Origin of the sequence: Pseudomonas sp. B20(2017), assembly GCF_002113125.1 — a bacterium.
Classification (GTDB): domain Bacteria; phylum Pseudomonadota; class Gammaproteobacteria; order Pseudomonadales; family Pseudomonadaceae; genus Aquipseudomonas.
The window spans coordinates 94,168-114,458 of sequence record NZ_NEJP01000020.1; the positions used below are offsets into that span (position 1 = coordinate 94,168).

Annotated in this window: 21 protein-coding genes; 15 read left to right on the top strand and 6 right to left on the bottom strand. The window is 59.5% G+C overall.

Going from position 1 to position 20,291, the window contains the following annotated elements; all coding sequences use genetic code 11:
• Positions 1–214 precede the first annotated feature (214 nt).
• Positions 215–1,387, top strand: coding sequence for a pyridoxal phosphate-dependent aminotransferase (locus tag CAF63_RS24815; protein ID WP_085689798.1), 1,173 nt, complete (start codon positions 215–217; stop codon positions 1,385–1,387).
• A complete protein-coding gene (gene sfsA, locus CAF63_RS24820) occupies positions 1,387–2,100 on the top strand; it encodes a DNA/RNA nuclease SfsA (protein WP_085648760.1) in 714 nt (237 codons plus the stop codon). The genes CAF63_RS24815 and sfsA overlap by 1 nt, the downstream gene beginning before the upstream one ends.
• Here the strand turns inward: sfsA and CAF63_RS24825 are convergent.
• Positions 2,097–2,414 carry a Rieske (2Fe-2S) protein gene (locus CAF63_RS24825; protein WP_085689800.1) on the bottom strand — a complete coding sequence of 106 codons (318 nt, stop codon included), beginning with the start codon at positions 2,412–2,414 and terminating at the stop codon, positions 2,097–2,099. The genes sfsA and CAF63_RS24825 overlap by 4 nt on opposite strands.
• Positions 2,415–2,576: 162 nt before the next feature.
• Here CAF63_RS24825 and CAF63_RS24830 point away from each other — a divergent pair, with 162 nt between their 5' ends.
• The 4 genes from CAF63_RS24830 to CAF63_RS24845 are packed head-to-tail and all read left to right on the top strand — an operon-like array spanning position 2,577 to position 6,123.
• A complete protein-coding gene (locus tag CAF63_RS24830) occupies positions 2,577–3,449 on the top strand; it encodes a hemin ABC transporter substrate-binding protein (RefSeq protein ID WP_085689802.1) in 873 nt (290 codons plus the stop codon).
• Positions 3,450–3,499: 50 nt separating this feature from the next.
• Positions 3,500–4,483, top strand: coding sequence for an iron ABC transporter permease (locus CAF63_RS24835; protein WP_170928972.1), 984 nt, complete (start codon positions 3,500–3,502; stop codon positions 4,481–4,483).
• The gene (locus tag CAF63_RS24840) at positions 4,483–5,250 is read left to right on the top strand and encodes a heme ABC transporter ATP-binding protein (RefSeq protein ID WP_085689804.1); all 768 of its coding nucleotides are present in this window, start codon (positions 4,483–4,485) and stop codon (positions 5,248–5,250) included. The genes CAF63_RS24835 and CAF63_RS24840 overlap by 1 nt, the downstream gene beginning before the upstream one ends.
• Before the next feature lie 21 nt (positions 5,251–5,271).
• Positions 5,272–6,123, top strand: a complete 852-nt coding sequence (locus tag CAF63_RS24845; protein ID WP_085689806.1) for a ChaN family lipoprotein — start codon at positions 5,272–5,274, stop codon at positions 6,121–6,123.
• A gap of 226 nt (positions 6,124–6,349) precedes the next feature.
• Here CAF63_RS24845 and CAF63_RS24850 read toward each other — a convergent pair whose 3' ends face one another.
• The 4 genes from CAF63_RS24850 to CAF63_RS24865 all read right to left on the bottom strand — a co-directional run bounded on the left by CAF63_RS24850 (position 6,350) and on the right by CAF63_RS24865 (position 9,643).
• The gene (locus CAF63_RS24850) at positions 6,350–7,141 is read right to left on the bottom strand and encodes a Crp/Fnr family transcriptional regulator (RefSeq protein WP_085689808.1); all 792 of its coding nucleotides are present in this window, start codon (positions 7,139–7,141) and stop codon (positions 6,350–6,352) included.
• A gap of 14 nt (positions 7,142–7,155) precedes the next feature.
• On the bottom strand, positions 7,156–7,428 hold the full coding sequence (locus CAF63_RS24855) for a TfoX/Sxy family protein (protein WP_064392505.1): 273 nt from the start codon (positions 7,426–7,428) through the stop codon (positions 7,156–7,158).
• A gap of 222 nt (positions 7,429–7,650) precedes the next feature.
• Positions 7,651–7,995 (bottom strand): pentapeptide repeat-containing protein, encoded by a 345-nt coding sequence (locus tag CAF63_RS24860; protein WP_007959639.1) that lies wholly within the window; start codon positions 7,993–7,995, stop codon positions 7,651–7,653.
• 91 nt (positions 7,996–8,086) lie between these two features.
• Positions 8,087–9,643, bottom strand: a complete 1,557-nt coding sequence (locus CAF63_RS24865) for a bifunctional aminoglycoside phosphotransferase/ATP-binding protein (RefSeq protein ID WP_085689810.1) — start codon at positions 9,641–9,643, stop codon at positions 8,087–8,089.
• A 118-nt stretch (positions 9,644–9,761) separates the two neighbouring features.
• On the opposite strand from CAF63_RS24865, the gene mrcB reads away from it, so the two are divergent.
• The 3 genes from mrcB to CAF63_RS24880 are packed head-to-tail and all read left to right on the top strand — an operon-like array spanning position 9,762 to position 13,184.
• A complete protein-coding gene (gene mrcB, locus CAF63_RS24870) occupies positions 9,762–12,086 on the top strand; it encodes a penicillin-binding protein 1B (RefSeq protein WP_085689812.1) in 2,325 nt (774 codons plus the stop codon).
• 16 nt (positions 12,087–12,102) lie between these two features.
• A complete protein-coding gene (locus tag CAF63_RS24875) occupies positions 12,103–12,849 on the top strand; it encodes a M48 family metallopeptidase (RefSeq protein ID WP_085689814.1) in 747 nt (248 codons plus the stop codon).
• On the top strand, positions 12,849–13,184 hold the full coding sequence (locus CAF63_RS24880) for a YqcC family protein (protein ID WP_085689816.1): 336 nt from the start codon (positions 12,849–12,851) through the stop codon (positions 13,182–13,184). The genes CAF63_RS24875 and CAF63_RS24880 overlap by 1 nt, the downstream gene beginning before the upstream one ends.
• An 18-nt stretch (positions 13,185–13,202) precedes the next feature.
• Here the strand turns inward: CAF63_RS24880 and CAF63_RS24885 are convergent, their stop codons facing one another.
• On the bottom strand, positions 13,203–13,619 hold the full coding sequence (locus CAF63_RS24885) for a DUF4124 domain-containing protein (protein WP_085689818.1): 417 nt from the start codon (positions 13,617–13,619) through the stop codon (positions 13,203–13,205).
• A 401-nt stretch (positions 13,620–14,020) separates the two neighbouring features.
• On the opposite strand from CAF63_RS24885, the gene CAF63_RS24890 reads away from it, so the two are divergent.
• From CAF63_RS24890 to msrQ, 6 genes are all read left to right on the top strand, one after another.
• Complete coding sequence (locus CAF63_RS24890; RefSeq protein ID WP_085689826.1) at positions 14,021–15,745, top strand: acetolactate synthase 3 large subunit; 1,725 nt, start codon at positions 14,021–14,023, stop codon at positions 15,743–15,745.
• 2 nt (positions 15,746–15,747) lie between these two features.
• Complete coding sequence (gene ilvN / locus CAF63_RS24895) at positions 15,748–16,239, top strand: acetolactate synthase small subunit (protein WP_003205610.1); 492 nt, start codon at positions 15,748–15,750, stop codon at positions 16,237–16,239.
• A gap of 48 nt (positions 16,240–16,287) precedes the next feature.
• The gene (gene ilvC, locus CAF63_RS24900; protein WP_007959661.1) at positions 16,288–17,304 is read left to right on the top strand and encodes a ketol-acid reductoisomerase; all 1,017 of its coding nucleotides are present in this window, start codon (positions 16,288–16,290) and stop codon (positions 17,302–17,304) included.
• 147 nt (positions 17,305–17,451) lie between these two features.
• Positions 17,452–18,309 (top strand): CDP-diacylglycerol--serine O-phosphatidyltransferase, encoded by an 858-nt coding sequence (gene pssA / locus CAF63_RS24905; protein ID WP_039771608.1) that lies wholly within the window; start codon positions 17,452–17,454, stop codon positions 18,307–18,309.
• 62 nt (positions 18,310–18,371) lie between these two features.
• A complete protein-coding gene (msrP, locus tag CAF63_RS24910; protein WP_085689820.1) occupies positions 18,372–19,385 on the top strand; it encodes a protein-methionine-sulfoxide reductase catalytic subunit MsrP in 1,014 nt (337 codons plus the stop codon).
• Positions 19,385–20,008 carry a protein-methionine-sulfoxide reductase heme-binding subunit MsrQ gene (gene msrQ, locus CAF63_RS24915; RefSeq protein WP_085689822.1) on the top strand — a complete coding sequence of 208 codons (624 nt, stop codon included), beginning with the start codon at positions 19,385–19,387 and terminating at the stop codon, positions 20,006–20,008. The genes msrP and msrQ overlap by 1 nt, the downstream gene beginning before the upstream one ends.
• Positions 20,009–20,291 lie beyond the last annotated feature (283 nt).

Sequence of the window (20,291 nt, forward strand, 5' to 3'; positions counted from 1 at the left end):
GGATGTCGAGCGCGTGGCCGATGGGACTTGCAAATGTTTGCCAAGCCATGTCCGGCGGTGCTGCAAACCTGCTCAATCACTGATTTTAGTCAATCCTGGAGCGTACGCTCGGGTCGTTACAGTCCAGTGTTCTTGAGGCTGTGACCGCTGTGGGTTCTCGCTCGTTCCGGCAGATGGGTAGAATCGTTTCTTTTCCCTCGTTGAAGGAAGGCCAATGGCTCAGCCCTACAGTGCGCGCAGTCGTGCGATCGAACCGTTCCATGTGATGGCATTGCTGGCGCGGGCCAATGAGTTACAGGCCGCCGGCCACGACGTGATCCACCTGGAAATCGGCGAACCGGACTTCACCACCGCCGAGCCGATCATCCGCGCCGGCCAGCAAGCCCTGACAGCGGGGAAAACCCGCTACACCGCAGCCCGTGGCATTCCCGAGCTACGCGAGGCGATTTCCGGCTTCTATCAAACGCGCTACGGCCTGAACATCGATCCACGCCGGATTCTCATCACCCCCGGCGGTTCCGGGGCGTTGCTGCTGGCCAGTGCGTTGCTGGTGGATCCGGGCAAGCACTGGCTGCTGGCCGACCCCGGCTACCCTTGCAACCGGCATTTTTTGCGACTGGTCGAAGGGGCGGCGCAGCTTGTACCAGTTGGCCCGGACGTCCGTTATCAACTGACGCCGGATCTGGTCGCGCGCCACTGGGACCACGACAGCGTCGGTGCGCTGGTCGCTTCGCCAGCCAACCCGACCGGTACGATTCTGACCCGCGATGAACTGGCCGGATTATCCACAGCCATCAAGGCGCGTCACGGGCACCTGGTGGTGGACGAGATCTATCACGGCCTGACTTACGGGACAGACGCGGCTAGTGTGCTGGAAGTCGATGACAGCGCATTTGTCCTCAACAGTTTCTCCAAATATTTCGGCATGACTGGTTGGCGTCTCGGCTGGCTGGTGGCGCCGGATGCGGCGGTCAGTGAGCTGGAAAAACTCGCGCAGAACCTCTATATCAGCGCGCCGAGCATGGCCCAGCACGCGGCGCTAGCCTGTTTCGAGCCGGACACCATCGCGATTCTCGAGGAGCGCCGCGCCGAATTCGGCCGTCGTCGCGACTTCCTGCTGCCGGCACTGCGTGAACTGGGCTTCAACATCGCTGTTGAACCAGAAGGCGCTTTCTATTTGTATGCCGATATCAGCCAGTTCGGCGGTGATGCCTTCGCGTTCTGCCGGCATTTCCTCGAAACCGAACATGTCGCGTTCACGCCGGGGCTGGATTTCGGCCGCTATCAGGCCGGCCATCATGTGCGTTTTGCCTACACACAAAACCTCCCTCGCTTACAGGAAGCGGTGGAACGCATCGCCCGTGGCTTGAAGAGCTGGCAAAGCTGATGCGTTTTCATCCTCCTCTCGAAGAAGGCCGGTTGATCCGTCGTTACAAGCGTTTTCTCGCCGATATCGAAACCGTTGGCGGCGAATTGCTGACCATTCACTGCCCGAACACCGGCTCGATGCTCAATTGTCAGGTCGAGGGCGGGCAGGTCTGGTTCAGCCGCTCCACAGATCCGAAACGCAAACTGCCCGGCACCTGGGAAGTCGGTGAAACCCCGCAGGGCCGGTTGTTTTGCGTCAACACTGGGCGCGCCAACGCTCTGGTCGAAGAAGCCTTGCAGGCCGGCGTCATCAGTGAGCTGAACGGTTTTACCGGGCTCAAGCGTGAAGTGGCGTACGGGCAGGAAAAGAGCCGGATCGATTTTCGCCTCGACTACCCGACGGGCTCGGCTTACGTTGAGGTGAAAAGCGTCACTCTGGGTTTCGACGGCACGGCGATTGCGGCATTTCCCGATGCAGTGACCCAGCGCGGCGCCAAGCATTTGCGTGAGCTGGCGCATCTGGCGCGGGACGGGATTCGTGCGGTGCAGTTGTACTGCGTCAATCTCACGGGGGTCGAAGCGGTGCGCCCGGCCGAGGAAATCGACTCGGCCTATGCCGCTGCGCTGCGCGAGGCTGTGGCGTGCGGGGTCGAAGTCCTGGCGTACGGCGTGCGGTTGAGCCATGAAGAGATGGTGATCGACCGGCGCCTGGACGTGCTGCTCAACGGTTAAACGTCGATCCAAAGCCCTTGCGCGTCTTCACGGCAAGGGATGGCCGTCAGCGATTGCCCGGCGCAGGGGCCGGCGACGCATTCACCGTCCTCGATCAGAAACAGTGCGCCGTGGGTAGCGCACTGGATCAAGCTGTTGCTCGGGTCGAGAAACTGGTCGGGGTGCCATTCCAGGCCGACGCCCCGATGCGGGCAGCGATTGAGGTAGACATACGCCTGCCCCGCGCGGCGCACGGCAAACAGTTTTTTCCCGTCGATATCGAAACCGCGACTGCCGCCCTCAACCAGATCGGCACCCGCGCAAAGAAACTTCATGGCTATCCTCAAATGTCGGCTCGTGTCCGGATATGTCCGAGCTTGACGTTCAAATGCAAACAATTATCAAATGGCCGCCTTCACCCGTGACGAGGTGACCGCTGCCGAGGATACTTGGCCTGCCGTTCCGATGCCCGGGAAAACCTTTCAAGGAAGCTGTCTATGCGCCTGAGTACCCGCGTTGCCGCGCTGTGTGTCGGACTTTTGGTCAGCCACCAGGCTGCAGCGGCCGAGTTGCCGCAACGTTGGGTCAGCGCCGGCGGCGCGTTGTCGGAGTGGGTGAGTGCGCTGGGTGGTGAGTCCAGGTTGGTGGGCGTCGATACCACCAGCCAGCATCCCGAGTCTCTCAAATCGCTGCCGAGTATTGGTTACCAACGCAGCCTGTCGGCCGAAGGCATCCTCAGCCTGCGCCCGGACATCCTCATTGGCACCGAAGAAATGGGCCCGCCGCCGGTGATCTCGCAGGTTCGCAGCGCCAAGGTGCAGGTGGAACTGTTCTCGGCTCAGCCGGATCTGCCGACGCTTGAGAAAAACGTTACCCATCTGGGGCAGTTGCTGGGCGCCGAAAACCAGGCCGCGCAATTGCTGCAAAGTTATCAACAGCAACTCGATGCGCAGAAGGCGCGTGTGGCCCAAGCGCAGACTAAACAGAAAGCGCCGGGCGTGCTGTTGCTGCTCGGACATGCTGGCGGCAAACCGTTGATCGCCGGCAAGGACACCGCCGCTGATTGGCTGCTGGAACAGGCGGGCGGGCATAACCTCGCGACGCACAACGGGTACAAGCCGTTTTCCGTGGAGTCTCTGGCCAGCCTCGATCCTGAAGTGCTGGTGTTCGCTGACCGTGCGCTGACCGGCGAGGCGGCGAAAGCGGCGCTGTTCAAGGAAAACCCGATCCTCAATTCCAGCCGTGCGGCCAAGACCGGACGGGTGCTGGAGCTGGACCCGACGCTGCTGGTGGGCGGACTCGGGCCGCGTTTGCCGGCGGCGCTGAAGACCCTGACTGACGGTTTCTATCCGGCCAAGAGCGGCCAATGACCACGCTGGTCAAACCCCGTGGCTTGTTTATCGGCCTGATTCTGCTGTGTTTGCTGGCGATCTGGCTGTCGCTGGCGCTGGGGCCGGTCAGTCTGCCGCTGTTCGACACCTTGCGCGCTGCGCTGCGGATGATCGGTGTGCCGCTGGCGCCGGACGGGCTGGAACAGGCTGAACTGATTCTCGGGCAGATTCGTCTGCCGCGTACGTTGCTCGGGCTGGCAGTCGGCGGTGTGCTGGCGCTGTCCGGGGTGGCGATGCAGGGGCTGTTTCGCAATCCGCTGGCCGATCCTGGGTTGGTTGGCGTGTCCAGTGGTGCTGCTCTAGGCGCGGCGGTGGCGATTGTTGGCGGTTCATTTTTCGGCGGTCTGCCGGAGTGGTTCGGGCCTTATCTGCTGTCGGTTTGCGCGTTTCTAGGTGGCCTTGGCGTAACCGCATTGGTCTATCGACTAGGCCGCCGTAACGGGCAGACAAATGTCGCGACCATGTTGCTGGCGGGCATTGCTCTGACGGCGCTGGCCAGCTCGGCGGTGGGGCTGTTTACCTATCTGGCCGACGACGCGACATTGCGCACGTTGACGTTCTGGAACCTGGGCAGCCTTAACGGCGCGAGCTATGCGCGGTTGTGGCCGCTGCTGATCATCACTGCCGGTGTTGCACTTTGGCTTCCACGTCGGGCGAAGGCGCTCAATGCGTTGCTGCTCGGCGAATCGGAAGCCGGGCATCTGGGGATCGATGTCGAGCGGCTCAAGCGCGAACTGGTGTTCTGCACGGCGCTGGGCGTCGGTGCAGCCGTGGCGGCGGCGGGCATGATCGGTTTTGTCGGGCTGGTAGTGCCGCATCTGGTGCGCTTGCTCGCGGGGCCGGATCATCGGGTGTTGCTGCCGGCATCGGTGTTGGCCGGGGCGAGCCTGTTGCTGCTGGCGGATCTGGTGGCGCGGCTGGCGCTGGCGCCGGCGGAGCTGCCGATCGGCATTGTCACCGCGTTCATCGGTGCGCCGTTCTTCCTTTATCTGTTACTGCGAGGGCGTGCCTGATGTTGCGTGCGCACAACCTGCATATCCGCCGTGGCCGCAAAACCGTTCTGGCCGACGTCAGTCTGCAACTCGAACCGGGCGAAGTGCTTGGCGTGCTGGGGCCGAATGGCGCCGGCAAAAGCACTTTGCTCGGTGCACTTTGCGGCGAGTTGAGCGCTAGCGAAGGGGAAGTGCTGCTGGACGGTGAGGCATTGAGCCATTGGAGCGGCACTCAGCGCGCCCAGCGGCTGGCGGTGTTGCCGCAGGTGTCGACCCTGGATTTCGCCTTTCGTGTCGAGGAAGTGGTCGGCATGGGGCGTCTGCCTTATCAGAGCGGGCGGGTGCGCGATGACGAGATCGTCGCTGCCGCGTTATCGGCGGCCGATGCCGGGCATCTGAGCGGTCGCAGTTATTTGGCGCTGTCCGGCGGCGAGCGTCAGCGGGTGCATCTGGCGCGGGTGCTGGCGCAGCTCTGGCCGGGTCAGGCGGGGCAGACGTTACTGCTCGATGAGCCGACCTCAATGCTCGATCCGTTGCATCAACACACGACACTGCAAGCGGTGCGCGAATTTGCCGATCGTGGCGCGACGGTGCTGGTCATCCTGCATGATCTGAACCTGGCCGCGCGCTATTGTGATCGCATCCTGCTGATGGAGGGCGGCCGGCCGGTCGCACTGGATACACCGCAACAGGTATTGCGCCCGGAATCGCTGAAGGCGGTTTTCGGTCTGGAAGTATTGGTGCAGCCGCACCCGGAGCGCGGGCATCCGCTGATCATCGCCCGCTGATTTCGTCATCGAGGTGAGGGTATGCGCGGGATTTTGCTGCTGGCGGTGTTGTGGCTTGCAGGTTGCCAGCATGTTGCAGCGCCGCCGGTCGTGGGCGAGATCCGTGATCTGCGGAGTGGCGAGAGTCTGACGGCGCAGCAATTACTGACGCAACTGAGCAGACCGTCAGGGCTGATCATTGGCGAACAGCATGACAACGCCGATCACCATGCCCTTCAATTGTGGTTGTTGCAGAACCTCGAAGAAACGCGACCCCAGGGCAGTCTCCTGCTGGAAATGCTGACGCCCGATCAACAGTCGCGCGTCGATGACGTGCGCCATGCCGCAACGCCACCGGCTGATCTTCCTGCTGCATTGGCCTGGCAGGATGGTTGGGACTGGAATCTCTACGGACCGATTGTGCGGTTCGCTCTGACGCAATCCTGGCCATTGCTGGCGGCCAACCTCGATAACATCGAAATTCGCGCGTTCTATCGCGATCCGCCGGTTCTGAGCGGTGAGCGTAGCAATGCCAAATCTGTGAAAGAGACGCTGCTGGAGCAGATCGGCGATTCTCACTGCGGCTTGCTTCCGTCATCACAAATGCCGGCGATGCTGGCCGTTCAGCAACAACGGGATCGGCGCATGGCCTCGCGTTTGTTGGCGGCGCCTGCGCCGGCATTGTTGTTGGCGGGTGCTTATCACGCGCGCAAGGATGTAGGTGTGCCGCTGCATGTGCTGGATCTCGGCGCGCCCGAAGCGCCGACGGTGCTGATGCTGGCGGAGCAGGGCAGTCAGGTTACGGCGGCAATGGCTGATTATGTCTGGTTCACACCGGCAACGCCGAAGCCGGATTATTGCGCCGAGATGCGTAAACAGTTCAGTAAGAAATGACTTTTCCACAGGCAAAAAAAGACCCGGTAAAAACCGGGTCAAATAACCGTGATTAGCCTGATGAGGAGATAATCTGAGAGTCCGAACCAAGGGCTTTTCAGAATATCGACTGATCTCGCGACCAGTTGTGATAATCATAGCGATTCTCATTACCAAGTCAACTGCTGTTTTTTGATTTCTGTCGTTTTGTCCCGGCAATGGCGTAAACGCCCCGTGAATACAGGCGTCAGCCCTGGCTGTTAAATCCCGTGAGCTGCTTGTTCAGCTGGTCGATACGCCGCGCCATGCTTTCGATCAGGCTGTGAGCGATTTTCGGATTGGTGCGGGTCATGCTCAGAAACTGATCGCCCGGAATCAGCATCACGGTGCTTGCCTCCCGGGCAATGACCGTCGCGTTGCGCGGCTCGCCCGTGAACACAGCCATTGCACCGAATATTTCATCCTTGGGCACGTCGCCTACCTTGTGCCCGTTAACAAACGCTTCGGCGTGTCCTTCGATAATCACGAACACATGGTCGGCGACATCGCCCTCGCGGATCAGAACGTTCCCAGCTTCAACCCGCTTGAAACCGTTGGTGCTGCGAAACTCACGCGGCTTGAACTCCGCAACGGCGTGGGCCAGCAACGCCATTTGCCCAAGCAAGTAACGGAGAAACTGCTCCGAGCGCGATGAATCGGAATACACATGTTGAAACAAATCGCTTCGGCGATAGGGCAGTAATGTCAGCGGGTTGTCTGAGTACAGCGTGCAATCCGCCCATTCCAGGCCCTGTTGCAGGCCGATCAAGTCGCCCTCATGCCAATAGAACAGACCCCGTCCGCCCAGCCGGCCGGTGATGACACCCTGCGTGAGCAAGAACAACTGCTCGTCCGGCAAACGTGCCAACAGATCATCCGTGGCTTCCAGTTCCAGCGCTGGCCCACATGGCGCCAGGCCTTCGAGCCATTGCGCAGGCAAGCTCTGCAAGTGGTTGAACAATGCATCGGCCTGCGCCGATTTTTCCCCGAGCAGGTACATGAGTGCGGCGCCTGTCAGTTCTTGTGGCGAGAAGAAATGGCGTCCAGTTGCTTGTTCAAAGCGTCCTTGCGCTCGGCGGGAATGTCATTCCAGTGCACGTCCATCAACGCCCCTTCGATCGCATACAACAACACCTTCGACGCCCGGAACCCGCGCGTGCGCACGGCCCGATAGGCATCCACGGCGCCCAGGCGACGCAGATCCGAGGCGCTGTGGATGCCCACGGCATGCAGCCATTGCGCCGACGTCTTGCCAAGATTCTTCAGGTGTTGCAGTTCATCATTCATCAAGCCTCCTTGCGACGGCCGAATGGTGCGTGGGCGAGCTTCTCAGGAGTGTAGCCATCAGTAGGAAAAGCGTGGTTGTTTGGTCGGATTCCACGCAAACGCTTCTAAGAAACGTCAGTTTTCGCTGATGAATCAGGATGGGGAGGGCGAGGGAGAATTACCAATAGCACGCAGTCCAGCGCAAAGCGGGGGGGCGCTGGACGGTTCAGGTTTTTAGAAGCTTCAGCGAGTGCGATAACGCAGGCGCGTACCGAAATTCATCGACATCAGGATTTCGTCGGCACTCAGCTCCGGCGGGAAGTAGGCCCCGGAGATCTGCGCATGCGCCAGGCTCGCGCCTTCCAGCGAGGCATTGCGAAAGTCGATGCCGCGCAGGTCGGCGGAACGGAAGTAGGCGTCCCGGAAGTCCACGCCATCGGCGTTCAGTTCGCGCAGGTCGAGGCCGCGAAAGTCACCGCCCACCATGTCGATCGGGCCGTCTTTCGGGCGTTCATTGTTGAAACCTGTGATGTCGTCTTTGTGCAGCAAGGCATAAAGCGGGGTGTCGAGAAGTTTCGGCTGGCTCATGTCAAATCACCTGTTGGTTTTATGATGCCAGTATAGTGCCACTATTTGACGGCCGTGAAGCGAGCGAGGGCTTCACGGCCGAAATAGTTTCTTACAGACCTGGCAGGCGCTGGCGAATCTGCGCCACGACAGTATCCAGGGTCCCGGATTCATTGGTCTGCACGCGTTTGCTGCGCAGGATTTCTTCCGGGGTCAGGGCTTCGCGGTTGGCTTGTTGAGCTTCGATCACGGCGAGGGTCGCGTCGGACGGATCTTTTTTGTCTGCCTGACGAATCGCCAGCCAGCTCTCGATCACTGCCTGCGGAGCATTGCAGTCAAGGATCAGGAAAGGCGTGCCAGTGGCTTCAGCGACTTTGGCGGCGTTGTCGCGTTGTTCGCGCTTGAGGTAAGTGGCGTCGATCACCACCGGGAAACCGGCGTGCAGGATCACTTCGGCGATTTCATGCAGACGAGCATAAGTCGCGGTGCTGGCATCGGCGCTGTAGATCCCGGCCTGAACATCATTGGCAACGGTTTGCTCACCGAACAGACGCTTGCGCTCGACATCGGAACGCAGACGGATCGCGCCCAGTGCTTCGACCAGACGCATCGCTACATGGCTTTTGCCTACAGCGGACACGCCGTGGGTAATCGCCATGAAGCGCGAAGGAATGGTGCTGTAGCTTTCCGCCAGATTGGCGTAGTTACGGTACTGGCGCAGGGTGGTGGCGCGCTGCACCGGAGTCGCATCGGCCGGCATGCTGAACAGTGCGACTTTCGCCCGTACCAGCGCGCGGTAAGCCTTATAGAAGTTCAACACTTCCAGGCCTTGATAGTCGCCGGTCAGTTCCAGGTATTGGCTGATGAAACGACGGGCCAGGGATTTCAGGCCACGGTCTTCCAGGTCCATCGCCAGGAAACCGGTGTCGGCCCAGACGTCGGTGAAACGGAACGGTTCGTTGAATTCGATGCAGTCGAAGATCACGACTTTGCCGTCGATCAGCGTGGCGTTGCCCAAGTGAATGTCACCGTGGCACTCGCGAGTGAAACCGTCGGCCTTGCGTTGGGCGAACAGCGGTTTCAGACGATCGAAACTGCTTTCAGCCCACGCTTGCAGGGCGTCGAGTTGCAGCAGATCGTTCTTGTCGCTGAGGAACGGCAGGATCTGTTCGAAGTTCTGGCGCACTGGCGCCATCACGCTGTCAGGCGTGCCGGCATCGTGCTCGGCCGGGACTTTCGGCGCGTTGAGGTGGAAGCGGGCGATCTGCTCGGCCATCGCGTCGATGTGCGCGGTGGTCAACTCGCCATTGGCTTGCAGGGTGCTGAGCAGGCCGGTTTGCGGGAACTGGCGCATTTTCAGCACGTATTCGATGGCCGGACCTTCGCCGCCCAGTTGCGGGGCTTCGGCGCTGCCGGTCACTGGAATCACTTCCAGGTACAAATCTTCGGTCAGGCGCTGGTTCAGGCGCAGCTCTTCACCGCAGAAGTGCTCACGGGATTCGAGGCTGGTGAAGTCGAGAAAGCCGAAATTCACCGGCTTCTTCACTTTATAGGCGTAGGGACCGGTGAGCAGTACCCACGAGATATGGGTTTCGATGACCTGGAACCCTTCGACGGGGTGCGGGTAGAGGGCCGGGTTTTGCAGGGCAGCGATCAGGGACTGGCTCACGGACGATCCTTCAGAGACTGGGGGAAATTCAAGGCGCTCATTATGGCCGCTCGCCAGCCCGACGCAAACCTCCGAGCGCTCCTGTTGAGTATGAATAAAGTGCGTATAATCCGCCGCCATGACTCGTACTCGATCCCCCCGTACCCCTAAAAAACCAGCTTCCCGGGGCCTGCGCCCATGGTTGGACTGGGCCCTTAAACTCAGTCTGGTCGGCCTTGTGGTGCTGGCTGGCTTCGCCGTTTACCTCGATGCCGTGGTGCAGGAGAAGTTCTCCGGCAAGCGCTGGACCATCCCTGCCAAGGTGTACGCGCGTCCGCTCGAGCTATTCGTCGGACAGAAGCTGAGCAAGGACGATTTCCTCACCGAACTCGATGCCCTGGGCTATCGCCGCGAAGCCGTGAGCAACGGTCCCGGCGCGGCGGCGGTCAATGGCAACACGGTTGATCTGAATACCCGTGGCTTCCAGTTCTATGAAGGCCTCGAGAAACCGCAGCCAGTGCGCGTGCGTTTCTCCGGCGATTACGTGGCCGAACTCTCGGCGATCAACGGTTCGAAGCTCTCCGTGGTACGCCTGGAGCCGCTGATGATCGGCGGCATCTACCCGAAAAACCTGGAAGACCGGATTCTGATCAAGCTCGATCAGGTGCCGCCGTATCTGCTGGAAACCCTGGTCGCCGTGGAAGACCGGGATTTCTACAGCCACTGGGGCGTATCGCCGAAATCGATTGCCCGCGCAGTCTGGGTCAACACCTCGGGCGGCAAGATGACTCAGGGCGGCAGTACGCTGACCCAGCAACTGGTCAAGAACTTCTACCTCACCAACGAACGCAGCCTGACCCGCAAGCTCACCGAAGCGATGATGGCGATGCTGCTCGAGCTGCATTACGACAAAAAGGAAATCCTTGAGGCTTACCTCAACGAAGTCTTTGTCGGTCAGGACGGTCAGCGTGCAGTGCACGGTTTCGGTCTGGCCAGCCAGTTCTTCTTCGCTCAGCCTTTGTCCGAGTTGAAACTGCATCAGGTCGCGCTGTTGGTCGGGATGGTCAAAGGCCCGTCCTATTACAACCCGCGTCGCAACCCGGAGCGTGCGCTGGAGCGACGCAATCTGGTGCTCGATGTGCTTGAGCAGCAGGGTGTCGCTTCCGCCGAACAGGTGGCCGCCGCAAAGAAAATGCCACTGGGCGTGACCACGCGCGGCAAATTGGCCGACAGTTCCTTCCCGGGCTTCATCGATCTGGTCAAGCGTCAGTTGCGTGAAGACTATCGCGACGAAGACTTGACCGAAGAAGGCCTGCGGATCTTTACCAGTTTCGATCCGATCCTGCAGATGAAAGCTGAAGCGTCGGTCAACGACACCTTCAAGCGTCTGTCCGGTCGCAAAGGTTCCGATGATGTGGAAGCGGCGATGGTCGTGACCAATCCGGAGACCGGTGAAGTCCAGGCCATGATCGGCAGCCGCCAGGCGAGTTTTGCCGGGTTCAACCGGGCACTGGATGCAGTACGGCCGATCGGTTCGCTGGTCAAGCCTGCGGTTTATCTGACTGCATTGGAGAAACCGAGCCAGTACACGCTCACCAGTTGGCTGTCGGATGACCCGCTTTCCATCAAGGGCGCGGATGGCCAGGTCTGGAAACCGCAGAACTATGACCGTCGCTCCCACGGTACGGTGTTCCTGTATCAAGGGCTGGCGCATTCCTACAACCTGTCGACCTCGCGTCTCGGGCTGGCGGTGGGGGTTCCGAATGTCCTCAAGACCATCGGGCGTCTGGGTGTAACCCGCGAGTTCCCGGCGTTCCCGTCGATGCTGCTCGGGGCGGGCGGCATGACCCCGATCGAAGTCGCGACGATGTACCAGACCCTGGCCAACGGTGGCTTCAATACGCCGATGCGCGGGATCCGCAGCGTGCTGACTGCCGAGGGCGAGCCGCTCAAGCGTTATCCGTTTCAGATCGAGCAGCGGTTCGATCCGGCCTCGATCTACCTGATCCAGAACGCCATGCAGCGGGTCATGCGTGAAGGTACTGGCAGTTCGGTTTATAACGTGTTGCCAAGAACCCTGACACTGGCCGGCAAGACCGGCACCAGTAACGATTCGCGCGACAGCTGGTTCGCCGGTTTCAGCCAGGATCTGCTGGCGGTGGTCTGGCTCGGCCGTGACGACAACGGCAAGACGCCGTTCACCGGGGCCACCGGTGCGTTGCAGGTCTGGACCAGTTTCATGCGCAAGGCCGATCCGCTGCCGCTGGACATGCCGCAGCCGGATAACGTGGTGCAGGCCTGGGTCGATTCGCGTACCGGCCAGGGTTCTGATGCCAACTGTCCGGGCGCCGTGCAGATGCCGTATATTCGCGGCAGCGAACCGCCACCCGGCGCCTCCTGCGCGGGCGAAAGCCCGGCGTCGGGCGAGTCGGTGATGGATTGGGTCAAGGGCTGGATGAATTAAGCAAAGAGGGTTTCAAGTGAACAAGTGGTTGATTCCAGCGGTGACCGCCGTGGCTTTGCTCAGCGGCTGCTCCACCGTACAGCGTGGTTCGATCCCGGTCGTGGATGCCGGTACCGCCGTGTCCAACAGCGAGCGCATTTCGGCCAATGGCGGTTTCCGTCAAACGACGGTAAAACGTCCTGCACAGGCCCAGACCCAGGCGATTCCGCAAGGCGATACCGGCGTGGTGGTGATGGTGCCGGGCGGCGCAGCGGCTTCGGCACCGATCAGCACCTCGCCGATCGTTCCGGGCCCGGCGTCGGGTGGCATCACGCCGGGGCCGTACAACCCGTCGGCGGTCGAGTCGGCGCCGATCAGCTCCGGCAGCTACAGCATGCCTTCGACGCCGAGCGGCATTCCTTCAGCCAGCAGCGGCGGAGGTCTGTCTGCCGATGAACAGCTGGACGGCCCGGTACTCGCACTTTTGACCACTGCGCAACAGCAGCAGGCCGGTGGCGACCTCAACGGCGCGTCCTCCAGCCTGGAGCGCGCCCAGCGTGTAGCGCCGCGCGAGCCGCAAGTGCTGTACCGCCTGGCGCAGGTGCGCATGGCCCAGGGCGATGCGCCGCAAGCCGAGCAGACTGCTCGTCGTGCACTGACCATGGCCAATGGTCGTCCGGACTTGCAGGCCAGTCTGTGGGAATTGATCGCTCAGGCGCGTGAGAAACAAGGTGATTCCGCCGGCGCCACTCTGGCCCGTCAGAAGGCCAAGGTTTCGCTGTGATGGACAGTCGTTTCTCCAAAGTCGCCGATCAATTGCTGTTGATCGAGCGCGAACTGCGCGCCCAGGGCTGGTGGGATGACGTCCAGCCCTCGGCTGAGGCCCTGAGCAGTGTCGAGCCGTTTTCGGTCGACACTCTCGATTTCGAGCAGTGGCTGCAATGGATCTTCCTGCCGCGGATGAAGATGATCCTCGAACAGGATCTGCCATTGCCCAATGCCTCGGGCATTCAGGAAATGGCCGAGATGGTTTTTGCCCAGCGCAATCTGCAGGGCAAGGATCGGCAGCTTCAGGTGTTGCTCAAAGAGTTCGACCTGCTGATCACCGCTTCGCGCTGAATTGGAAACTGCCAGTGCTTACTGGCAGTTTTCCGCAATCTGTTTTTGTGCCTCCGCGGTACGTTGCTGACGCTGGTCTTCGCTCAACCGCCGCAACTCTCCGTCCACTTCCTCCCTCAAACGCGGATTGTTCTGCAGTTGCGCGAGATTCGTGCGCGCCTGTTCGCAAAATGCCTTGAGTTGATTCTGTTGCTCGGCCACCTGCTTCTTGACCTTATCATCGATGGCCTTCTGGTCGCCCAGCGCGCCGCTGCCAGGTAATGCGGCCGGTATTGGTGCGGGAGAGGAGGGCGTCTTCACTGCGGTGGATGACTGTCCTTGCGGTGGCTGTTGATCGAAATGGGTGACGCCCTGGGCGTCGACCCATTTGTAGATCTGAGCGGCCATGCACCATGGGCTGGCGCCGATTAGCAGGGTTAAGAGAAGCGTTCGCATGCTGATTCCTTGGCAAAACTGCGCAATTGAAGCTAACAGAGTAGCGGTTTCCAGGTTTTTTCTTGCGTTCTCATGTGCTTACCCACAATTAAGCACATTGACGGCTTGACTTGCAGAGGGCGAAACAGAAGAATCCAAAGTCCGCTGTACAGGGACTGCCAGAAGCAGACCCTCTCGGCAGATCATGAGGCGCATATCCGCGTCGACCTGTTACACCCGCAACGCGTTACCTCGCGCTGGGTGGGAAAGGCCCGCAACACTTGGGACGATCCCAATACTTGCTCAGTCAGTGCTGACGTAGTCGGCGACCACCGTCGCTCATGCTCTGCCGAGAAGTAAACCTATTAAGACCCGTTCGCTTTTTTTGTGGACGGTATTCTGGCGTTTTAGAGGTGAACAACGTGGAGCTTTTATCTGGCGGTGAGATGCTCGTCCGCTTTTTGCGTGACGAAGGCGTCAAATATATCTACGGGTACCCGGGTGGTGCTCTTCTTCATGTTTACGATGCCCTGTTCAAAGAACCGGAAGTGACCCACATCCTGGTTCGTCACGAACAAGCGGCTACCCATATGGCTGACGGCTACGCCCGTGCCACCGGTAAAGCCGGCGTGGTATTGGTGACTTCCGGTCCAGGCGCCACGAACGCCATCACCGGTATCGCCACCGCCTATATGGACTCGATTCCAATGGTGATCATTTCCGGTCAGGTGCCAAGCACCATGGTCGGCACCGATGCGTTCCAGGAAACCGACATGATCGGTATCTCCCGGCCGATCGTGAAGCACAGCTTCATGATCAAGCACGCTTCGGAAATCCCGGAAGTCATGAAGAAAGCCTTCTACCTGGCGCAATCCGGTCGTCCGGGCCCGGTCGTGGTCGATATCCCGAAAGACATGACCAACCCGGCCGAGAAGTTCGAATACATCTTCCCGAAGAAAGCCAAACTGCGTTCCTACAGCCCAGCCGTTCGCGGTCACTCCGGGCAAATCCGCAAGGCGGCAGAAATGCTCCTGGCGGCCAAGCGTCCCGTGCTGTACTCCGGCGGTGGCGTGATCCTCGGCAACGGCTCCGCGCCGCTGACCGAACTGGCGCAAATGCTCAACCTGCCGGTTACCAATACCTTGATGGGCCTGGGTGGCTACCCTGGCACTGATCGTCAGTTCATCGGCATGCTCGGCATGCACGGCAGCTACACCGCGAACCTGGCGATGCACCATGCCGACGTGATCCTGGCAGTCGGAGCGCGTTTCGATGATCGCGTGATCAACGGCGCGCCGAAGTTCTGCCCGAACGCCAAGATCATTCACATCGACATCGACCCGGCTTCGATTTCCAAGACCATCAAGGCCGACGTGCCAATCGTTGGTCCGGTGGAGAGCGTCCTGACCGAAATGGTCGCGATCCTCAAGGAAATCGGCGAAACCCCGAACAAGGAAGCGGTTGCGAGCTGGTGGAAGCAGGTTGATGAGTGGCGCGGTGATCGCGGCCTGTTCCCTTACGACAAGGGCGACGGCAGCAAGATCAAGCCACAAACCGTGATCGAAACCTTATGCGAAGTGACCAAGGGCGACGCCTTTGTGACCTCCGACGTGGGTCAGCACCAGATGTTTGCTGCGCAGTACTACAAGTTCAACAAGCCGAACCGCTGGATCAACTCCGGTGGCCTGGGCACGATGGGCTTCGGTCTGCCGGCCGCGATGGGTATCGCTCTGAGCTTCCCTGACAGCGATGTTGCTTGCGTCACCGGTGAAGGCAGTATCCAGATGAACATCCAGGAACTGTCGACCTGCCTGCAATACGGTTTGCCGGTCAAGATCGTCATCCTGAACAACGGTGTTCTGGGCATGGTCCGTCAGTGGCAGGACATGAGTTACGGCAGCCGTCACTCGCACTCCTACATGGAATCCTTGCCTGACTTCGTCAAGCTGGCTGAAGCCTATGGCCACGTCGGCGTGCGCATCACCGAATCGAAAGATTTGAAGTCGAAGATGGAAGAGGCGTTCGCCATGAAAGATCGCCTGGTGGTGATCGACATTTCGGTCGACACCAGCGAGCACGTCTATCCGATGCAGATCAAAGACGGCTCCATGCGCGATATGTGGCTGAGCAAGACGGAGCGTACCTAATCATGCGGCACATTATTTCCTTGCTTCTGGAAAACGAACCCGGTGCTTTGTCTCGCGTAGTCGGCCTGTTCTCGCAGCGCAACTACAACATCGAAAGCCTGACCGTGGCGCCAACCGAAGACCCGACCCTGTCGCGTCTGACGCTGACCACAGTCGGCCACGATGAAATCATCGAGCAGATCACCAAAAACCTGAACAAGCTGATCGAAGTGGTCAAGCTGGTGGACCTGTCGGAAAGCGCTCACATCGAGCGCGAGCTGATGCTGGTCAAGGTCAAGGCCACTGGCGCCCAGCGCGCCGAGATCAAACGCACCACCGATATTTACCGTGGACAGATCGTCGACGTCAGCGCCAGCGTGTATACCGTTCAACTGACCGGTACCAGCGACAAGCTCGACAGCTTCATTCAGTCCATCGGCACCGCATCGATTCTGGAGACCGTCCGCAGTGGCGTCACCGGTATTGCCCGCGGCGACAAAGTACTCAGCATCTAAACCAAATTAGCGAATGGCCTGAACGGCCTGGATATAAAGGGGAAATTCATGAAAGTTTTCTACGATAAAGACTGCGACCTGTCGATCATCCAGGGCAAGAAAGTTGCCATCATCGGTTACGGCTCCCAGGGCCACGCCCAGGCGTGCAACCTGAAAGATTCCGGTGTCGACGTTACTGTCGGTCTGCGTAAAGGTTCGGCTACCGTTGCCAAGGCTGAAGCCCACGGCCTGAAAGTGACCGACGTGGCTGCCGCTGTTGCCGGTGCCGACCTGGTCATGATTCTGACCCCGGACGAGTTCCAGTCCCAGCTGTACAAGAACGAAATCGAGCCGAACATCAAGAAAGGCGCCACCCTGGCCTTCTCCCACGGCTTCGCGATCCACTACAACCAGGTTGTTCCGCGTGCCGACCTCGACGTGATCATGATCGCGCCGAAAGCCCCGGGCCACACCGTACGTTCCGAGTTCGTGAAAGGCGGCGGTATCCCTGACCTGATCGCGATCTACCAGGACGCCTCGGGCAACGCCAAGAACGTTGCACTGTCCTACGCCGCCGGCGTGGGTGGCGGTCGTACCGGCATCATCGAAACCACCTTCAAGGACGAGACCGAAACCGACCTGTTCGGCGAACAAGCCGTTCTGTGCGGCGGTACCGTTGAGCTGGTAAAAGCCGGTTTCGAAACTCTGGTTGAAGCTGGCTACGCGCCGGAAATGGCCTACTTCGAGTGCCTGCACGAACTGAAACTGATCGTTGACCTCATGTACGAAGGCGGTATCGCCAACATGAACTACTCGATCTCCAACAACGCTGAATACGGCGAGTACGTGACCGGCCCGGAAGTGATCAACGCCGAATCCCGTCAGGCCATGCGCAACGCCCTGAAACGTATTCAGGACGGCGAATACGCCAAAATGTTCATCAGCGAAGGCGCAACCGGCTACCCTTCGATGACCGCCAAGCGTCGTAACAACGCCGCTCACGGTATCGAAATCATCGGCGAGCAACTGCGCTCCATGATGCCGTGGATCGGTGCCAACAAGATCGTCGACAAAGCCAAAAACTAAGTTGTCGAACCTTGTATGAAAAAACGCGGCCTCGGCCGCGTTTTTTCGTATGGGCGGGCGGTTCTGGTATAAAGCTGCATCGTTTGTGGCCGAACCGTCGTCCCAGACACCTGTCGAAAATGTCCAATCCGTTGCAAGGTAATGTCCATGAGCGAACGTCCCGAAGAGCCGAACCAGGCTTCCGACGCCGAAAGCCTGCTGCCCATCGATGAGCACATCGAAGAAGGGCATGACGCAGAAGGCCGTAAAGTCCGGCATCGTGGTATCTATCTTCTGCCGAACCTGTTCACCACTGCGAACCTGTTCGCAGGGTTCTATTCCATCATCAACTCGATGAGTGCCCAGGCTGCGTTGAGCGCCGGAGACGCGGCGAATGCGAGCAAGTACTTCGCCTTCGCCGCTATCGCGATTTTTGTCGCCATGGTGCTCGACGGCCTTGATGGTCGTGTAGCGCGCATGACCAATACCCAAAGTGCGTTCGGCGCCGAGTACGACTCGCTGTCGGACATGGTTGCCTTTGGTGTGGCACCGGCGCTTCTGGCTTTCGGCTGGGCGTTGGGTGACATGGGCAAGGTCGGATGGATGGTTGCCTTCATCTATGTGGCGGGTGCCGCATTGCGTCTGGCGCGCTTCAACACTCAGGTGGGGACTGCCGACAAGCGCTACTTCATTGGTCTTGCCAGCCCGGCTGCTGCCGGTGTAGTTGCGGGGATTGTCTGGGCGTTCAGCGATTACGGGATCCAGGGGTCGAAGATGTCGTTCCTGGTTGCGCTGATGGTAGCGGCCGCCGGGATGCTGATGGTCAGCAACATCAAGTACAACAGCTTCAAGGAACTGGATCTGAAGGGGCGCGTACCTTTCGTGGCGATTCTCGCGGTGGTGCTGGTCTTTGCTGTGGTGTTCAGCGATCCGCCTCGCATTCTGCTGCTGGTGTTCCTCGCCTATGCCGCGTCGGGCCCGGTGCAGTATCTGTTGCATCTTCGTCGTCACAAACACGCCGAGTGATGTAATTTCCCTCATACTCCGCAGTCTATGGTGCATCTGTCCTCCATAACTGCGGAGTTGCCATGCTGATCAAAGTCCCCAAAGCGTCCGACTGCCATGAGTCGGACGTCACGCCTGAATCCATTTATCTCTCTCGCCGACAATTGCTCGGAGCGACCGCGGCCGGTTTGGCCATGAGCAGTCTGCCGCGCTGGGCCAGTGCCGAAGAGGCTGCCCGATATGCCGATGTCGAAGCCGGGAAGGCGCCCGCCTGGTTCGCCGAGAAGCTGCCCTCTGTCAAATGGGGCGCGGTAAACGTCAAGGATGAGGCGATCACACCTTTCAAAGACGCGACCCATTACAACAACTTCTATGAGTTCGGCACCGACAAGGGGGACCCGGCGGCCAATGCTGGTTCGTTGAAAACCGAACCGTGGAGTGTCGTTGTGGACGGGGAGGTGGGTAAGCCGGGGCGTTATGCTCTGGAAGACTTTATGAAACCGTACCAGTTGGAGGAGCGCATCTATCGACTTCGTTGTGTCGAGGCGTGGTCGATGGTAATTCCCTGGATCGGTTTTCCCATCTCGGCACTGTTGAAGCAGGTAGAACCTACTTCCAGTGCCAAATACATTCGCTTCGAAACCTTGCAGGATCCGAAGAGCATGCCTGGACAGCGTTCGGGATTTGCCCTGATCGACTGGCCCTATGTAGAAGGCTTGCGTCTGGATGAGGCGATGAATCCCTTGGCGATTCTGGCGGTGGGTATGTATGGCCGCGAGTTGCCAAACCAGAACGGTGCGCCGTTGCGTCTGGTCGTGCCATGGAAGTACGGATTCAAGAGCGTCAAATCCATCGTGCGGATAAGTCTGGTCAGCGAGCAGCCGAAGACAACCTGGCAGAGCATTGCGTCTGATGAGTATGGGTTCTATGCGAATGTGAACCCTACGGTCGACCATCCACGCTGGACTCAAGCGCGGGAGCGGCGACTGCCTAACAGTCTGTTCAAGCCGAATGTGCGTGATACGCAGATGTTCAACGGCTACTCGGATGAGGTCGCTTCTTTATATACAGGGCTCGATCTGCGGAAGAACTACTGATGCGATATCCGATCTGGCGCGTAGGTGTTTTCCTGGCTGCGGCGATCTGGCCGCTGTTCTGGTTCTATCAAGCCTTTGCGGATCTGCTCGGGCCAGATCCGGGGAAAGTCCTGGTTGATCGACTGGGCCTCGGGACATTGGTGTTGCTGTTGATCACCTTGAGTATGACGCCGTTGCAGAAACTTACGGGGTGGGCCGGGTGGATTGCCGTGCGCCGTCAGTTGGGGCTCTGGTGTTTTGCCTATGTGGTTCTGCATCTTTGCAGCTATATGGCGTTCATTCTCGGTTTCGACTGGTCGCAACTGGGTGTCGAGCTGCGCAAGCGTCCCTACATCATTGTGGGGGCGCTGGGTTTTCTGGGGTTGTTGGCATTGGCGATTACCTCCAACCGATACAGTCAGCGCCGTTTAGGTGCCCGCTGGAAGAAATTGCACCGGCTGGTGTATGTGATTCTCGGGTTGGGATTGCTGCATATGTTGTGGATTGTGCGTGCTGATCTTAAGGAGTGGGCAATCTATGCCTTTATAGGTGTTTTCCTTTTGGCGCTGCGTATTCCTCCATTGACCCGCCGGATCCCGCGTTTGATGGGTAAAAAGCAGGTTTTTCAGGAAAAGCGAAATTAAGGGGTTGACGGCAGATTCTGAGTCTCTATAATTCGCCCCACTTCCGGCGCAGCCGAAACGGAAAACTCCTTGAGATTCAATGAGTTAAGTAGGTTTCGAAGGTGGGTCGCTTCAGTTCATCGAAGCCTGGAAGGGGTTGGAAATGCCGGTTTTTCTGGCGCTTTCAACGGTTCGATCTTCTCGGTCGAAAGCGGAGAAAAAGAGGTGTTGACAGCAGCGTGTAACGCTGTAGAATTCGCCTCCCGCTAACGAGAGATCGGAAGCGCAAGTGGTTGAAGTTGTT

Coding starts and splice junctions, on each gene's coding strand:
- CAF63_RS24815 (WP_085689798.1), top strand. CDS start 215: ATGGCTCAGCCCTACAGTGCGCGCAGTCGTGCGATCGAACCGTTCCAT.
- sfsA (WP_085648760.1), top strand. CDS start 1,387: ATGCGTTTTCATCCTCCTCTCGAAGAAGGCCGGTTGATCCGTCGTTAC.
- CAF63_RS24825 (WP_085689800.1), bottom strand. CDS start 2,414: ATGAAGTTTCTTTGCGCGGGTGCCGATCTGGTTGAGGGCGGCAGTCGC.
- CAF63_RS24830 (WP_085689802.1), top strand. CDS start 2,577: ATGCGCCTGAGTACCCGCGTTGCCGCGCTGTGTGTCGGACTTTTGGTC.
- CAF63_RS24840 (WP_085689804.1), top strand. CDS start 4,483: ATGTTGCGTGCGCACAACCTGCATATCCGCCGTGGCCGCAAAACCGTT.
- CAF63_RS24845 (WP_085689806.1), top strand. CDS start 5,272: ATGCGCGGGATTTTGCTGCTGGCGGTGTTGTGGCTTGCAGGTTGCCAG.
- CAF63_RS24850 (WP_085689808.1), bottom strand. CDS start 7,141: ATGTACCTGCTCGGGGAAAAATCGGCGCAGGCCGATGCATTGTTCAAC.
- CAF63_RS24855 (WP_064392505.1), bottom strand. CDS start 7,428: ATGAATGATGAACTGCAACACCTGAAGAATCTTGGCAAGACGTCGGCG.
- CAF63_RS24860 (WP_007959639.1), bottom strand. CDS start 7,995: ATGAGCCAGCCGAAACTTCTCGACACCCCGCTTTATGCCTTGCTGCAC.
- mrcB (WP_085689812.1), top strand. CDS start 9,762: ATGACTCGTACTCGATCCCCCCGTACCCCTAAAAAACCAGCTTCCCGG.
- CAF63_RS24880 (WP_085689816.1), top strand. CDS start 12,849: ATGGACAGTCGTTTCTCCAAAGTCGCCGATCAATTGCTGTTGATCGAG.
- CAF63_RS24885 (WP_085689818.1), bottom strand. CDS start 13,619: ATGCGAACGCTTCTCTTAACCCTGCTAATCGGCGCCAGCCCATGGTGC.
- ilvN (WP_003205610.1), top strand. CDS start 15,748: ATGCGGCACATTATTTCCTTGCTTCTGGAAAACGAACCCGGTGCTTTG.
- ilvC (WP_007959661.1), top strand. CDS start 16,288: ATGAAAGTTTTCTACGATAAAGACTGCGACCTGTCGATCATCCAGGGC.
- pssA (WP_039771608.1), top strand. CDS start 17,452: ATGAGCGAACGTCCCGAAGAGCCGAACCAGGCTTCCGACGCCGAAAGC.
- msrP (WP_085689820.1), top strand. CDS start 18,372: ATGCTGATCAAAGTCCCCAAAGCGTCCGACTGCCATGAGTCGGACGTC.
- msrQ (WP_085689822.1), top strand. CDS start 19,385: ATGCGATATCCGATCTGGCGCGTAGGTGTTTTCCTGGCTGCGGCGATC.